The following is a 15,463-nucleotide window of genomic DNA, read 5'->3' as shown; positions in this document are numbered from 1 at the left end:
TTTCTTGATGGCGCCGCTCAAGAAATACAAATAGCCAAGGTTGCCCGCCTCTTCCAGAATGGCGGCTGACGAGATGAAGCCAACCGGGTATTTCAGGGACCGGGAAGGGCGCGGCGCGCCACTTCCTGTCCCGGGACAGCGCTGCTGTAGCAGATTCGACTGACGCTGCGCAGGCCAGCACCTGCGCCCTCCCTCCCCGTGGCTTCCCTTCTGATAAAGACGACCTTCCCATGCGACATGCCGTTCCCCTTTTCCTGCTTGGCGCCAGCGCGCTGCCCATCGCCCCCCTCACTTTTGCACAGCAAACGGCGGACACGCCAGCCGAACAGGCGCCGCCGCTGGCGACCCTGCCCGAAGTCAAGCTGATCGGCCAGTCCGCGCCGGACGCGCCCCTGCCCGGCATCACGCGCATTTCCCGCGAGACCCTGCAGCGCCAGCAAGCGATGGACGTGGCCGACGTCTTCGCCAGCGAACCGGCCGTCAGCATCGGCGGCGGCGCCAGCAATGCACAGCGCATCTACCTGCGCGGCGTCGATGGCGCCAACCTGCACATCAGCATCGACGGCGCGCGCCAGGGCCGCAGCCTGCACCAGCACCGGGGTGACCTGGGCGGCATCGATCCCGACCTGCTGAAACAGGTCGATATCCAGCCCGGCCCCAGCGCCGACGCGGGACCGGGCGCGCTGGGCGGCAGCATCCGCTTCGACACCGTCGATGCGCAGGACTTGCTGGCGCCCGGCAAGCGTGCCGGTGCGACCGTGCGCGCGGCGTACGCCAGCGCCGACGAAGCGCGGCGCGGCGCCGTCAGCGCGTATGGCATGCTCGGCAATGCAGTGGGCTTGCTGGCCCACGTGAGCGCCGTCAACCGCGACAACTACCGCATCGGCGGCGGTGGCGACGTGCCCAATTCGGCCGGGCATGACCGCGACTACCTGCTCAAATTGAGCTTGCTGGACCTGGCCGGCCACAGCCTGCGGCTGGGCGCGGCGCGCAACCGCAATGCGGGACTCTACCTGTTCAGCCGGGTCGGCAGCGACAACGGCTATGCGCCCGCCAACGCCGTGCCCACCTCCCAGCGCAGCGAACGCCACACCTATACCCTGGAACACCGCTACCAGCCCGCCGGCAATGCGCTGCTGGACTGGAAATTCAATCTGTACCTGAACAAGAACGCGCTGGAAGACGTGACGCAGGCGCGCAGCGCCAGGACGACGGAACGGGGCGGCAGCGCGCGCAACACGGCGCACCTGGCCCTGGCCGGCACGCAGCACCGCCTGACGGCCGGCGCCGACTTCATGGACGAGGAAGGCGTCACCGACGGCGTGCTGGGCGCCGCCATCCTGGGGCCTGGCCGCAAATCCACGCAGGCGCGCAATCTGGGCCTCTTCGTGCAGGAGCGCATGCGCTGGCAAGCCCTGCAGCTGTCGCTGGGCGTGCGCCACGATCACTACCATACCGCCTTCGGCCCGCGCACCGTCAAGGGCGGCAAGACGTCGCCGAACGCGGGTGCCGAGCTGGAACTGGGCGGCGGCGTGGGCGCCTTTGCCAGCTATGGCGAAGCCGTGCGCGCCAGCGGCATCATCCCCATCGGCTTCCTCACGAGCCTGGATAAAAAGAGCAATTTCAACAACGGCAAGCCCTTCAAGCCGGAAACCTCCGCCACGCGCGAAGCGGGTCTGCAGTACGAAGGCGCCAATACGCTGCAGAACGGCGACCACCTGACCGTACGCCTCGGCTACTTCGACACCCGCATTGCCAATCTGATCGAATGGGCCGGCCAGGGCGTCGTGTATCCCGCCTATCTCCGCAACATGCCCGAGACCCTGCGCTCCAAGGGCTGGGAATGGAAGGCGCGCTGGCAGCGGGGCGGCTACGGCACCTCCGTCGGCGTGGTGCTGGCCGATACCACGGTGGGCGGCAAGCCCTTGAACCCGGCGCGCCGCGTGGGCACGGCGCTGGGCGACCGCCTGACGTGGGACAGCCAGTGGCAGGTGCTGCCCGGGCTCGCGGCCGGCTATACCCTGAACGCCGTGCGGCGCCTGGACGACGTGCCGAAAGCGGCGGTGCAGCGCGCCGGCTACGTGCTGCACGACGTCCAGCTGCAATGGCAGCCGGACGCGCTGCGCGCCCTGAGCCTGGCGCTGGCCGTGCGCAACCTGGGCGACAAGCGCTACACGAGCCACAGTTCGCTCGACGGCGGCGCCGGCAATATCCTGCCGGAGCCGGGGCGCGACGTGCGCGTCAGCGCAAATTACCAGTTTTAAGCGATTCCCCCTCCAATCAACCCTCCTTGAAGAGAAGAGAACCATGACCCATACCACCCAAGCGGGCACACGCTGCGGCCTGTACCTTGTCAGTGCCGGCATCGGCGACCCTGACAGCATCACCGTCAAGGCGCAGAAAACCCTGCGCGGCGTCGATATCGTGTTCGGCATCCCGCGCCTGCTCGAAGCATTTGCCGAACTGCTCAGCGGCAAGGAGCAGCACAAGGCCGGTCACGGCCTGTTCAGTCCCCTGGCCCGGCGCGATACGCCAGAGGAAGAAGTCGACGCCATGGAAAAACAGACGCGCGACATCATCCATGCGGCAGCGGCGGCCGGCAAGACCGTCGCGGTACTCGACTATGGCGACGCCATGATCTTCGGGCCGCAATCGGGCTACCTGAGCGAGTTCAGCGAACTCAATCCCATCGTCATCCCCGGCATCTCCTGCTTCAATGCGGCCAATGCGGCGCTGGCCCGCGATGTCACGGGCGGCAAGCACAGCCGTTCCGTCATCATCGCCGCCTCGGCCGACACGCGCGACGACTATACGGGCAGCGACACCCTGGACAAGCTGGCCGCCACCGGTTCCACCCTGGTCTTCTTTACCATGCGCGCCGACCTGCCTTCGCTGGTCGAACGCCTGGCGCGCCACCTGCCCGGCAGCACGCCGCTGGCCATCGTCGCGCACGCGGGCGCCGACGCGAAACAGGCCGTGCTGCGCGCCACCTTGGACACCGTGCTGGCACGCACGGAGAACGAAAAACCGCCATTCGAACACCTGGTGTATGTAGGCGATTTCCTGGGTTAGGCCAGGCGCATCCAAAGCGCTGGCGCGGCGCCTTCCGGGCCGTCCTGCGGCCCTGGCAACACCGCGCAGCGGCCGCCTTCCAGCCGCACGATGCGGTCCGCCACATGGCGGGCGACAGGCAAGTTATGCGTGATCAGCAGCAGGGCCAGGCCGCGCGCCTCCTGCACGTCGAGCAGCAGCCGCAGCACCTTCGCCTGCACCGAGGCGTCCAGCGCGGCCGTCGGTTCATCGGCCACCAGCACGGCCGGATCGGCGATCAGCGCCCGCGCGATGGCCAGGCGCTGCAATTCCCCTCCACTCAAGCTGCGCGCCGCGCGCGCCAGGAAGGCCTGCGTGGCCGGCAGGCGCACGTCGGCCAGCGCCCGCAGCGCCGCCGCGCGGCAGGCGTCCGCGCTGTCGCGGCCCCCGATGACAAGCGGCTCGGCCACCGCCTCGAACACCGTGAAATGGCTGGCCACCGAGGCGCCCGCATGCTGCGGCACATAGGCGACGCCCGCCGCCGCGCCGCCCTCCTCGGGCGCCGGCGTGCTCACTGTGCCCGCATCGGCCTGCTGCAGGCCAACGAGGATGCGCGCCAGGGTCGACTTGCCCGCGCCGGACGCGCCGACGATGACCACCGTCTCGCCCGACTGCACCTCCAGGTCCGCGCCCGCCAGCACCGCTTGCCCGCCCAGGCGCTTGTGCACGCCGCGCGCGGACAGCACGGTGACGATGCCGCCGCGCAGGCAGGCCACGCCCGTGGCGTCGAGCGCCGGCGCCTCCTCGGCGCAGCGGGCGATACGCTGGCTGCAGCGGCTGGCGAAGGCGCAGCCGCGCGCGCACTCTTCATGCGTGCCGGCGATGCCCTGCAAGTCCTTGCCGTTCTCGCGCGGCCAGGCGCGCAGCAGGCCGCGCGTGTAGGGATGGCGCGGCGACGCCAGCACCGACGCGGCCGGTCCCGTTTCCACGGCGCTGCCGCCATACAGCACCAGCACGTCGCCATCGAGCGCACGCGCCAGTTCCAGGTCGTGCGTCACCACCACCAGCTGGCGCTGCGCCGCTTCGGCGCGCAGGCGCCCGAGCACCAGCGCGCTGGTGTCAGGGTCGAGCGCGGATGTCGGCTCGTCCAGCACCAGCAGTGCCGGCGAAGGCGCCAGCGCCGCCGCCAGCAGGACGCGCTGCAGCTGGCCACCGCTGCATTGGGCCGGATAGCGCCGGTGCAGGTTTTCGGCCAGGCCCAGCGAGACCAGCAAGTCGCCCGCCGCCTGTTCGGCCGGCCCGCGCCGCATGCCCAGATGCCGCCGCAACGGCGCCGCCACCTGCGTCAGCACGGTGTGCTGGGGATTGAGGGCGTCGTGCACGTCTTGCGGCACCAGGCCCGCATGGCGGCCGCGCCAGCGCCGCAGCGCCGCGCCGTCCGCATCCACCAGCTGCATGGCGCCGACGCGCAAGCTGCCGCTGACGCGCCCCGGCGCCATGCCGAGCAAGGCGCGCGCCAGGGTGCTCTTGCCGGCGCCCGATTCGCCGATGATCACCAGCGGCACGCCGGGCCGCGCCTGGAAGTGCAACTGGCGCAGCAGCTGGCGGCCATCGGCCTCGACGCAGAAAGAGGCGGCCGCTAGCATCGCGCGCGCTCGTCGAGGCCCTGGCCCAGCAGCGCCAGCGCGATCAGCAGCATGGCCAGGCACAGCCACGCCGCCAGGATCCAGGCGCGGGCATCCGGATGGGCAAGATAGGGCATGGCTTCATTGAGCATGCCGCCCCAGGTCGCGGTGCGCGGATCGGCCAGCCCGAGGAAGGCCAAGCCCGCGTAGTGGAACACGGCGCGGCGCACGAGGGCGACGGCTTGCACGGCCAGCAGTCCCGCCATGGCCGGCCACACGTGGCGGCGCAGCAGATACGTGCCCGATGCCGCCGCCAGGCGCGCCGCGTCCAGGCTCTCCTGGCGCCACACCTGGCGCAGGCGCAGGCGCAGCGCGCGAAATTCGGCATCCCAGCCGAATACCGCCAGCATCGCCACCAGGGCCGGCACGCCCGGCTGCATGGCCGAGGCGATGACGATGAAAAGCAAGGTCGATGGCAAGGCGCTGAACAGGTCGGCCAGCCGCAGCACCAGCGCATCGGCCGCGGGCCAGGCCAGCCCGCACAGCGCCAGCAGCACGGCCAGCGCGATGCTGGCGGCGCTCACGGCCATGCCGATGCCCAAGGTGGGCAGCGCGGCGGCGGCCAGGCGCAGCAAGACGTCGCGGCCCAGGTCATCGGTGCCCAGCCAGTGCATGGCGCCGGGCGGCGCCAGCACGGCATCCATGGCGCCGCCGGACGCCGGCTGCAGCCAGCTGGCGCCGGCCAGCAGGAAAGCCAGCACCAGCAGCAGCGTTGCTCCCGCGCGCACGGAGGCGTTCATGGCGCGCGCTGCGCGCGCCGCGCCAGGCGGCCGGCCAGCGCGTCGGCCAGCAAGTTCATGGCGAACAGCAGCAGCCCCGTTGCCAGCAGGGCGCCGCGCACCAGCGGGTAGTCGTGCTTGACGATGGCGTCCGTCAGCACCAGATTGATGCCCGGATAGGCAAACACGGTTTCCGCGTACACGGCGCCCGACACCAGGCGCGCGGCCACGGCGCCCAGGCGCGACAGCACGACGGCCAGCACGTTGGGCGCCAGGTGGCGGTAGCGCAAGGCGAACGGCCCCACGCCCTGCGCGCGGGCCAGCTCCATGAAGGTGCGCTGCCGCACGGCGACGGCCGTGGCGCGCGCGCTCAGGAACACGCCGGCGGCCGCCGGCAGCGCCATGGCGCACACGGGCAGCACCAGGTGTTGCGCGCGTTCCAGCCAGGCGCCAGCGCCCGTCTGCGTTGAAAACGGCGCCATGGCGCCATTGCTGGGCAGCCATTGCAAGCCATAGGCAAACAGCATGACCAGGCCCATCGCCAGGGCGAAAGGCGGGATGCTGTCGAGCGCCAGGGTGGCGGCCGTCAGCACGCGGTCCATCGCCCTGCCCTGCGCGAACGCGGCCTCGATGCCCAGCACCACGCCCAGCAGCAGGGCCAGCGCCAGCGCGCAGGCCACCAGCAGCACGGTCCACGGCAGGTGCTGCGCCAGCAAATCGGCCACCGGCATACCGTGGCGGATGGAGTAGCCAAGATCGAGCCGCAGCAGCTGCGCCAGGTGCTCGAGGTACAGCTGCCACAGCGGCTGCCCGCCGCCCAGGCCATGGCGCGCCAGCAGGGCGCCGCGTTCGGCCGCATCGAGTTCGATCAGCGCATCCTGTCCCAGGAGGGCCGTGACGGGGTCGCCGGGCATGAGCAGCGGCAGCGCGAAGTCGAGGCTGACGAGCGCCAGCAAGGCCAGCGCATAGCCCGCGGCGCGCCGGCCCGTGAACGATAAAGCGCTCAGCGTCGGCCCCCGTCTACTGCACGAACATCAGTTTGTTCAGCGGCAGCGAAATGCCGACGGCGATGCCGCCCGGCGTGAACCACGGCCGCAGGCGCGCATTGGCCGCCGTGATCCACTGCGGCGAATACAGGAAAAACGCCGGCAGCTCCTCGGCATAGATGGCCTGGGCGCGGTCGAGCAGGGCGCGCCGTTTGGCCACGTCGACGGTGCCGACCTGCTGCTGCAGCAGCTCGAGCAGATCGGCGCGGCGGAAGGCGTCGCTGTAGGCGCCGTTGCCCGCCGTTTGCCGCAGCATGCTTTCCGGATCGCCATTGCTGCCCTGGCTGACGAGGGCCAGGTCGAAATCGGCCGCGGCGATGCGCGCGCCCAGGATGCCGCTGTCCATGATGCGCACGTTGACTTCCATGCCCAGCTTTTCCAGCTGGCCGGCCAGCTGGCTGGCTGGCCGCGACAGGCTGCGCGATGCCGCCAGTTCCAGCACCCAGAGCTTGCCGCCGCTGTCGCGCAGGCGGCCATCGGACGCGGCACGGTAGCCCAGCTCCGCCAGCATGCGGCGCGCCGCCGCGGGATCGTAGGCATACGCATCGAACGGCGCCCCGCTCTGCCAGATGCTGCCCCGCACGAAGCGTCCGGCGGACACTTCGCCCTGCCCGTTCTCGACCACCCGCAGCAGCTCCTGCCGGTCGATGCCGCGCGCGATGGCCTGGCGCAGGCGCTTGTCGTCAAACGGCGCACGCGCATGATTGAAGCGCAGCCGTACGGGATGGCCGGAGGGCGCGCTGACCACGGTGGCGAAACGGGCCACCTCGGCGGCCAGCGGCGCCGGCAGGCTGCGGATCATGTCCACCTGCCCCCGCTTGAGCGCGCCCACGGCAAGCGAAGGCTGCATGCGCAGGAACAGCAGGCTGCGCACCCTGGGCGGGCCCAGATAGTACGCTTCGTTCGCCGTAAACAGGTAGCGGCCCGCCGCCTTGTCATACGCGCCCAGGCGATAGGGGCCGCTGCCGACGATGTCGGCCTGTTTCACGCGCTGGGGGTCGTCCAGACGCGCATATACATGCTGCGGCAGGATGGGCACCGAGCCGGCCAGCTGCGCCACGAACGGCGCATACACGCGCTTCAGGCGCACGCGTACCCGCCCCTTGCCCAGGTCGTCCACGCCGTCGATGGCCCCAAGATCGAACAGCGGATGCGGGTGCTGGCGCAAATACGCAAACGTAAACACCACGTCGGCCGCCGTGACGCTCTTGCCGTCATGCCAGCGCGCGTCGGGCCGCAAGGTGAAGTCGATGGTGCGGTGGTCGGCGCTTTCGCGCCACGCGCTGGCCAGCCCCGGCACCAGCTTGCCGCTGGCATCGCGCCACACGAGGGTATCGAAAATCAGGCTCGTCAGCGTATAACCCATGCCGCCGCTGGCATGGGTGTAGGGCGTGGGCAAGCCGAAGTCGCCCTGTTCGTCGGCGATGGTACAGCGTTCGATGCGCGGGGCCGCCGGCGATGGCTGCTGCGCGCTGGCGCCGGCAGACGCGAGCCAGCCGGCCAGGAGTAGGGGAAAAAGCAAGCGAAGACGGGGCACCAGCGTTCCTGACAATCAGAAGAGAGGCAAACCCCGGCCGCCATGGGCCGGGCGAGTGTGCTGCACAGCATTCCCAACTAAATGAGAATTATTTGCAGCTGCATATCTTATGATTGCCGCCCAGGCCAGGCAAATTGTCTTTACGGAGGGCTGGTATCTGAAAAACTGAGGGGCCGGGATGCGCGCAGCCGCGCCGGCAAGGCAGCGGCCCGCGCTATGGCGCTTACTCGCCCTGTTCCGGCGCGCGGCCGATCTCGCCGTCGATATTGGCCAGGAACCAGGCCAGCGACGACATCAGCGCCACGTTGCGCTTGAGGTTATCCGGGTCGACCTTGTCCAGGGTGTCGGCCGGCGTATGGTGGTAGTGGAAGTAGCTGTGGCTGTCGACCAGCGGCTCGAAACTGGGCACGCCGCCCGTTTCCAGGCGGTGCAAGTCGCCCGTGCCCAGCGCGTCGCGGCGCGTGAACGCGTGCGCGCCCATCGGCTGCAGGGCCGCGCGCAGCGGGGCAAACAGTTTTTCCGACTTCGGCCCCACGCTGGCGAGGATGCCGAACGGGCGGCCGGCGCCGCTGTCCATCTCGATGGCCGCATATTGTTTGCCGAGCGCCTGCTTGTGGGCCTCGAAATAGGCCTGGCCGCCGCGCCCGCCGTTCTCCTCGTTCATCCAGGCGATCACGCGGATGGTGCGGCGCGGGCGGTAGTCGAGTTTTTTCAGGGTTTCCACCACGCCCATGGCCGCCACCACGCCGGCGCCGTCGTCATGCGCGCCCGTCGCCAGGTCCCAGGAATCGAGGTGGCCCGAGACCACCACCACTTCGTCGGCCTTGTCCGTGCCGGGCCAGTCGGCGATCACGTTGTAGCTGTCCGCTTCCGGCAGGTTTTGCGGCGTCAGGGTCAGGTGCATTTTCAAGGGACCGCGCGCGGCCAGGCGGCCGATCAGCAAGGCGTCTTCCACGGTGACGGCGGCGGCCGGGATGCGCTTGTTGTCGTCCAGCCCGGTGGCGCCCGCGTGCGGGATGCGGAAGTTCGCGCCGCCGATCGAGCGCACGAGCGCAGCGGCCGCGCCCAGGTCGGCCGCCGCCTTCGGCCCGAGGAAGCGCGAGCGCGAACCCTGGCCATAGGTGACGCCGGCCAGACCGCGCTCGGCCATCTCCTGGTCGAACGGCGTGTCGATCAGCACGATGGCGCCCTTCACTTCCGGCGCGCGCGTCTTGAGTTCTTCCAGGCTCTTGACGATGATGAGCGGAGCCGTCAGGCCGGCGGCCGGCGTCGCGCCCGAGCCGCCCAGGGCCGTCAGCACCACGCGCTGCGACACGCCCTGCGGACGGCCCGCATAGTCGACGATTTCCGCCGTTTCCACACCGCGCACCCAGTGCGGCACTTTCACGGGCTGCAGGGTGACGCTGGCGCCCAGCTGGCGCATGGCGTCGGCCACCTGCCGCACGGCGGCGGCCGCGCCGGCGGAGCCGGACAGGCGCGGGCCGATCAGATCCGTCATGTCGGCCAGGCGGGCATAGGCCCAGTCGCTTTGCAGCGCCGTGTCGCGCACCTGCGCCAGCGCTTGCGGGGTATTGCCTGGCGCGGCGGCAAAGGCCCCGGCGCTGACGATGCAGCCAAGGGCAAGGGATAAAACGGAACGGCGCAGTGGCGCGCCAGTCAGGATGGTAGGCATGTGATGTCAGTTCCAGTCAACGAGGTCGAAGCGGGTACGCCTTGACCATGGGCAAGGCGCGGCTTTCTACGATAGCGTATTTGTTCTGTCATTGCAGCAACTTTTACGGGATCGATTGCCTGTTTCCCCCGGAGTCGATTACCATCAGGATTCGTGATCGCTACCGGAAACCGACATGCTCAAGGGAACCCTCTGCACCATCCGGCATTTGCAGGCCGCCGACCTGAATACCTATATTTCCCTCGTCAACGACCTGCCCTCGCGTGGCGAGTTTTTCTCCATGCAATTCAAGTCGCCCGAGGCCATGCGGCGCGACTTCCTGCAATCGGGCTTTGTCACCGAAGACAGCGAATTGTTCCTCATCGAAGATCACTCACAGCACATCATCGGCACGATCACGCACTTCAAGAGCCGCACGCCAGCCTCGCGCGAAATCGGCTACCGCCTGTTCGACCGGCAGCGCGACGGGCAAGGCTACATGAGCGAAGCGACGCGCCTGGTGGTCGATTATCTGTTCAGCGCCTATCCGTATCACCGGCTGGAGCTGCTGATGGATCCACTGAACATCGGCTCCGAGCGCATCGCGCAAAAGAACGGCTTTACCCAGGAAGGCTTGATACGCCAGGCCTTCTTTATCAATGGCGTGATGCGCGATGTCAAAATGTACAGCCTGCTGCGTCCCGAATGGCAGGCGCGCCGGCGCTGACTTGTTACGGCCGCGGCGGGATTGTAATAAGTTGTATTAGACATGGAACAGGCTTGCGGCAGCAGATATAGTCCACTTCATGCAGATCATTGTGATCTCGCCGGAATGGAAGGAAATGCCATGTTGAACAAGAAACTCCTGGGTGCGGTAATGGTAGCGGCAGTGGCTGTGTCTTCGGCCGCAGTCGCCGGTGACCGCGACTTCAATACCGTTGCAGGCGCCGTTGTCGGAGCGGCCATTGGCAACAGCACCGGCGGGCGCAATGGCGCGATCGTCGGTGGCGTGCTGGGCGCCGCCGTCGGCAACAGCATCAGCACGAATGACCGTTATTACGACCGTGGCGGCTATCGCGGCGGCTACCGCGAAACCTATTACGCGCCTGCGCCGCAACCGGTGTACTACGCCCCGGCGCCACAGCCCGTGTACTACGCGCCGCCACCGCGCTACTACGGCCCGCCGGCTGTCGTCTACGTGCAGCCGGGCCGCGGCTACTACCGTGACTATGGCCGCCGCGACTACTATGACCGTGGTCACGGCCACGGTCACGGCCATGGCTGGGGCCATCGCCGTTAAGCACCGCCTTGCACTTGCACCATGAAAAACCTGCGCCAGTCTGCTGCCGCAGGTTTTTTTAATGAATAGGCAACGTATCGCCACCGCACGATTTCGGCTAAGCTGTGTCCTATGATCAACATTGCTGGCCGCCTGGACCGCACAACCGATGCATTTAATCAAAGACGGGCTCGACTTCGGCCCCTGGCTCGATGCCGCCGCCGGCACCAGCGTGGGCGCCGGGCCCATGCCGCGCCGCGAAAACCAGGACAACTTCCTGCTGATCGATGCCAGCGGCCACGCCGTGTGCCTGTCGCGGCAGGCGCCGTTCCACTGCCAGGTGCCGGGCTGGCCGCGCGGCCACGTGCGCGCCGCCGTGCTCGACGGCATGGGCGGCCACGGCCATGGGCGCGAAGCGGCGGAGGCGGCCGTGCAAGGCTTGCTGGCCATGCCCGCCTGTCTCGACACGGCCAGCCTGGCAGCCTGGCTCGACCAGTTGCACACGCGCTTGCAGGACACCTTCGCCAGGACCGCGCCAGCCCAGGCGCGTCCGCCCGGCACTACCCTGACCTTGCTGGAAGTACCGCCCGGCGAAGCGCCGCTGCTGTATCACGTGGGCGATTCGCGCCTGTATGAAATTGCCGACGGGGTGGCCAGCATCCTCACCGTCGACCACGTGCCGGCCACCGTGTACGCCATGCGCGGCGCACTCGACGAGACCCGCTGGCGCGCCGCCGTGCATGGCGAACACCATCCGCAAATCTCGCAGGCCTTTATTTTAGGCAACGCCATCAGCGACAGCTTGCAGCTCGACAAGCCCTTAATGGGTCTCGACGCGGCCACCTTGCCGCCCTTCCTCGCGCACCTGGGCGACCGCCGCGTGCTGCGCGTGCGTCCCGGCGCCCACTATCTGCTGGCCAGCGACGGCTTCTGGGCGTGCGAGGATCCGCTGGCACTCACGGCCCGCTGGCCCGCCTTGTGCGCCGGCAAGACTGCGGCGCAGGCCGTCAACGCCCTGTTCGACGACTTTCTCTTGCATCCGCCCAAAGGCTTGCATAGCGACAACATTACCATGCTGGCGCTGCGCTTCGAGGCGGAGTTCACCGTCCCGATCGGCTAGCTGCCAGGTAGCCGGCCGTTGCCGACACCGCCGACAGCACGCTGCCCCACGCCATGTCGATCGCCGTCAAGGCCAGCGGCCAGTCGCGCAAGGTCGCATAGTTGCTCAAATCATAAGTGCCATAGGCAAGCAGCCCGAGCAGCGCGCCCAGCGCCGCCGCCGTGCGTCCACGGCGCGCGCGCAAGCCGGGCAAGATGGCAAACACCACCAGCCCCGCCACATACAGCAGATAAAACAGCACGGCCGGCGCCCAGCGTGGCGTGTCCGCCAGCAACGGACCCAGCGCCGCGGCGTACACGGGCTTCATCAGCACGGCCAGCCACAAGGCATCGACGGTCAGGAACACACACAAGGTGGCGCCATAGGCAATGGCAAGCTGGAGCGGGCGTTGGGCAGGCATGGTCATCTCTGGGCGTCAGGCGGCGCGTGGGGAACTGTTGCGCCAGCATAATGCAAAAAACGGCGCCAGGCGCGCATGGATAGGGAAGCAAGTCTATGACATATCAAAATAACATATCCAGAAAGATATAAAATATGCTTATATGCAATAGTTTCCATGGCATGCATGCCAAGCTGTGACCAGGGGTACGAATTTGGGCAAAAAGAGCGCGTTCCGACGCTGCGAAAGTTGCCAAGCAGGCGCAAAAGCGCGTAAGCTCTCATGTATAACAGAGGGCAGAATGTCCCCGCTCGATTCGAGTCAGAATGTCATGAAAAAATGCAGCAACCCGGAGCACCCGCACTGTACGTTCTGGGTCTTGCCTGGGGAAACAGTCTGCGCGGGCAACCACCCGCAAGCAACGACTGCCTCCAGCAGCTACGACCTGTTGACCGCACTGCGCAGCGCCCGTTCCGAGCCATCGGCAACGGCGCTTCCGCACGCCCCTGCGCATGATGCCGTTATTCGCGATGCCGTTATTCGCGATGCGGCCATTCAAACGGTAAGCCGCTCCGTGGGGGCCTCTGCCGCCACCCCGGCGTTCACGCCAGCGCCCGTTGCGCCGCCAACGGCGCCATCAGCTTACCAGCCAGTGCAAGCCCACCTGCACATCAGCGGCTTCGATCCGCGCGCGGCAGGCGGACGGCAAACCCTGAAAATGGAATTGCGCGGCATGAGCGCCGCCTGCGCGCCGCAGCTGACCTTGCGCCTGCGCTCGGACCTGATCCCGGGCGGGCACGTGCAGCATGATTTCGTGCGCACGACGCGCGGCGACTGGCGTCCCGTGTTTGTCGAGTTTTCCTCACGCAACAAGGAACACGGGCAATACCAGATCGAAGTGGAAGTGCACAGCCATGTCGACGGCGCGGTGGCGCAGAAATGGGTGTGCACGTTCGTCATCCTCGTGCCGCGCCGCGACGCCACCCTGACGGAAATCCACCAGATATTTCTCAGCACGCACAAGAACGTGCGCGTGATGGCCGACGACGCGTCGATCGCCCGCGTGACGGGCGGCGACGGCTGCAACCTCGACGTGACGGCGCGCAATGCCGGCATCGCCCACGTGGATCTGTCTGCACCGCAAGGCAAGATCGACATGGGTTTTACCACGATAGCCTGGGACGAGGAGTTGATCGAAGTCGACCTGCCCGCCGCCAGCCACTGCCATCCGCACCCGAGCCAGGCAGCTTGCCTCGTCAATGCTGCGCCGGAAGCGGGCGAGCAGCGCCAGATCCGCCTGTTCGCGCTGGAAGAATGCATGCTGGGCCGCTTCGAGCTGGTGGATCCGGAAGCCGATGTGCTGCTCAGCCATTTCAGCCCCGACGGCCAGGACAACAATGGCTTGACGCGCCGTCTGTCGGGCCGCCACGCCATCATCCGGCGCAGCCAGCAAGGCTTTGAAATCGAGGATGTGTCGCGCTACGGCCTGCTGCTCGACGGCGTATGGCCAGGCAAGCACAAGCCCATACCCCTGCGCCTGGGCATGCGCATCGAATTGTCTGCCAGCATCAAGGGCATCGTCGTGCTCAGCGTCACGGCCCTGCTCGCGCACGGCGTGATCCTGCACCGCATCGACCACGGCGCCCGCGCCGAGTGTTTTTACCTGCTGCTGCCCGACACCCAGCCCACGCCGGCAAGCCACCTTGCCACGCCGCAGGCCAGCTGCCTGCCCGTGCTCTTCCACCGCAACGGCGGTTTCTGGCACCTGGACACGGCCAGCGGCAAGGAAACCGCGCTGGCCCCCGCCACCGCGCTCGACAAGCTGAGCGGCTTCGCGCGGCACAACCGCTTCGCCAGCGAACCGTATCCGGAATGCTGGATCATCCGCACCGAAGGCGCGGCGCTGTGCGACAGCACCATGCAAACGGCCTGATACAGCACCTCCTAACTCCTAACTCCTAACACCTGACCGCTAGCGCGGTACCAGCACCAGGAAAATCAGCGACAAGCCAATAATGAACACCGCTTCCAGCGAAAACACGAGGGCGGGAATCTGCAATTCGCGCGGGATTTTCATGGCGACACCTCCTCAAAACGTCAAACTGCTTTCAGCATAGCGCGCCCTGCGCCAATTACATTATCAGCCGCATAACAAAATTGACGGGACGGCATGCGTTGCCGAGTCCGTCGACCACGCCCTCCCGACACACAATTTAACAAATTATCAGCAGACATTCTGCAAATAGCACCCCTCCACTCCCTTGCATACTGTATATTCATCCAGTTAATGTCTCCTGCATTTCACACAACGCCATGCATGGCGTTTTACATTTTCTATGGCTTCCAACAAAGCGCATCATGCGACCGGTTGGGCTGCCGGCGTGATCGCCGCGGCTCTGGTCGCGCACGCTGGCGCCGGTGGTCCCTATCAAGTGCTGAGCGTGCTCGCCTTTGTCATGGGAACACTGGGCGGCACGGCGCCGGACTGGCTGGAAGTGGCCTGGTGGGCGCGCACCCACAAGCTGTGGATCACGCATCGCACGTGGACCCACTGGGGCCTGGCCTGGATCGCCCTGCTCGTCTACACCTATCTGCAATTGCCGCACCACTTGTGGGCGCCGCCCCTGTTCGGCTTTGCCGCCGGCGGCATCATGCATCTGCTGGCGGACTGGCCCAATCCGCTGGGCGTGCCGTGGATTTTCCGCCGGCACTCGCTGCGCTGGTGGAAAAGCGGGCGCCACGACATCATCGTCATCATCGCCGCCTGGCTGGCCGCCACCATCGTGGCCGACCACGTGTTTTTTGATGGCATCCACTGGCAGCGCAGCGTGCTGGCGCTGGACAGCCTGCTGCACTGGTCCGCCACTGCCCTGCAGCAAGCCTGGACGGATCTGCTGCAGTGGCAGGAGCGCTGGCGCCTGGGCGACCAACAGTAATTGACGCAAGACGCATGGTAATGTGATAATGAGTATCATTCTCAAACAGCCCAGCCAGCCGGCACCCCGCGTTCCGTCAGC

General features: G+C 67.6%; 13 protein-coding genes. 7 read left to right on the top strand and 6 right to left on the bottom strand.

From position 1 onward, the window contains the following. Positions 1–230 precede the first annotated feature (230 nt). Together ACQ4WO_RS18140 and ACQ4WO_RS18135 are read left to right on the top strand one after the other, a co-directional pair. Positions 231–2,264, top strand: a complete 2,034-nt coding sequence (locus tag ACQ4WO_RS18140; RefSeq protein WP_436482634.1) for a TonB-dependent receptor domain-containing protein — start codon at positions 231–233, stop codon at positions 2,262–2,264. 43 nt (positions 2,265–2,307) lie between these two features. Then, positions 2,308–3,072: an SAM-dependent methyltransferase gene (locus ACQ4WO_RS18135; protein ID WP_436482633.1), complete on the top strand. Its 765-nt coding sequence runs from the start codon at positions 2,308–2,310 to the stop codon at positions 3,070–3,072. Here ACQ4WO_RS18135 and ACQ4WO_RS18130 read toward each other — a convergent pair. The 5 genes from ACQ4WO_RS18130 to ACQ4WO_RS18110 all read right to left on the bottom strand — a co-directional run bounded on the left by ACQ4WO_RS18130 (position 3,069) and on the right by ACQ4WO_RS18110 (position 9,689). Next, positions 3,069–4,676, bottom strand: a complete 1,608-nt coding sequence (locus ACQ4WO_RS18130) for an ABC transporter ATP-binding protein (protein WP_436482631.1) — start codon at positions 4,674–4,676, stop codon at positions 3,069–3,071. The two genes, ACQ4WO_RS18135 and ACQ4WO_RS18130, sit on opposite strands and share 4 nt — an antisense overlap. After that, the gene (locus ACQ4WO_RS18125; protein WP_436482630.1) at positions 4,670–5,455 is read right to left on the bottom strand and encodes an ABC transporter permease; all 786 of its coding nucleotides are present in this window, start codon (positions 5,453–5,455) and stop codon (positions 4,670–4,672) included. Before ACQ4WO_RS18125 ends, ACQ4WO_RS18130 begins: the two co-directional genes overlap by 7 nt. Further along, positions 5,452–6,390 carry an ABC transporter permease gene (locus ACQ4WO_RS18120; protein ID WP_436482629.1) on the bottom strand — a complete coding sequence of 313 codons (939 nt, stop codon included), beginning with the start codon at positions 6,388–6,390 and terminating at the stop codon, positions 5,452–5,454. Before ACQ4WO_RS18120 ends, ACQ4WO_RS18125 begins: the two co-directional genes overlap by 4 nt. Before the next feature lie 64 nt (positions 6,391–6,454). Next, on the bottom strand, positions 6,455–8,002 hold the full coding sequence (locus ACQ4WO_RS18115; protein ID WP_436482628.1) for an ABC transporter substrate-binding protein: 1,548 nt from the start codon (positions 8,000–8,002) through the stop codon (positions 6,455–6,457). Between the two features lie 238 nt (positions 8,003–8,240). Beyond that, entirely contained in the window at positions 8,241–9,689 is a 1,449-nt protein-coding gene (locus ACQ4WO_RS18110) for a M20/M25/M40 family metallo-hydrolase (RefSeq protein WP_436482627.1), read from the bottom strand. Between the two features lie 175 nt (positions 9,690–9,864). Here ACQ4WO_RS18110 and ACQ4WO_RS18105 point away from each other — a divergent pair, with 175 nt between their 5' ends. From ACQ4WO_RS18105 to ACQ4WO_RS18095, 3 genes are all read left to right on the top strand, one after another. After that, the gene (locus tag ACQ4WO_RS18105; protein WP_128142713.1) at positions 9,865–10,395 is read left to right on the top strand and encodes a GNAT family N-acetyltransferase; all 531 of its coding nucleotides are present in this window, start codon (positions 9,865–9,867) and stop codon (positions 10,393–10,395) included. A gap of 120 nt (positions 10,396–10,515) precedes the next feature. Beyond that, positions 10,516–10,968, top strand: a complete 453-nt coding sequence (locus tag ACQ4WO_RS18100; protein WP_128142712.1) for a glycine zipper 2TM domain-containing protein — start codon at positions 10,516–10,518, stop codon at positions 10,966–10,968. A 148-nt stretch (positions 10,969–11,116) separates the two neighbouring features. Further along, positions 11,117–12,067, top strand: a complete 951-nt coding sequence (locus ACQ4WO_RS18095) for a PP2C family protein-serine/threonine phosphatase (RefSeq protein WP_436482626.1) — start codon at positions 11,117–11,119, stop codon at positions 12,065–12,067. On the opposite strand, the gene ACQ4WO_RS18090 is transcribed toward ACQ4WO_RS18095, so the two are convergent. Further along, positions 12,048–12,467, bottom strand: a complete 420-nt coding sequence (locus ACQ4WO_RS18090) for a DUF2177 family protein (RefSeq protein ID WP_436482625.1) — start codon at positions 12,465–12,467, stop codon at positions 12,048–12,050. The two genes, ACQ4WO_RS18095 and ACQ4WO_RS18090, sit on opposite strands and share 20 nt — an antisense overlap. A gap of 310 nt (positions 12,468–12,777) precedes the next feature. On the opposite strand from ACQ4WO_RS18090, the gene ACQ4WO_RS18085 reads away from it, so the two are divergent. Then, the gene (locus ACQ4WO_RS18085) at positions 12,778–14,379 is read left to right on the top strand and encodes an FHA domain-containing protein (protein WP_436482624.1); all 1,602 of its coding nucleotides are present in this window, start codon (positions 12,778–12,780) and stop codon (positions 14,377–14,379) included. A 403-nt stretch (positions 14,380–14,782) separates the two neighbouring features. Further along, positions 14,783–15,382, top strand: a complete 600-nt coding sequence (locus tag ACQ4WO_RS18080) for a metal-dependent hydrolase (protein ID WP_436482623.1) — start codon at positions 14,783–14,785, stop codon at positions 15,380–15,382. Positions 15,383–15,463: the final 81 nt, after the last annotated feature.

The sequence above is a fragment of the Janthinobacterium aestuarii genome (genome assembly GCF_051380835.1).
In the GTDB taxonomy this organism is placed as follows: domain Bacteria; phylum Pseudomonadota; class Gammaproteobacteria; order Burkholderiales; family Burkholderiaceae_D; genus Janthinobacterium; species Janthinobacterium aestuarii.
Note: the sequence above shows the minus strand (reverse complement) of the source record. Positions and strands in the feature narration are given on the sequence as shown.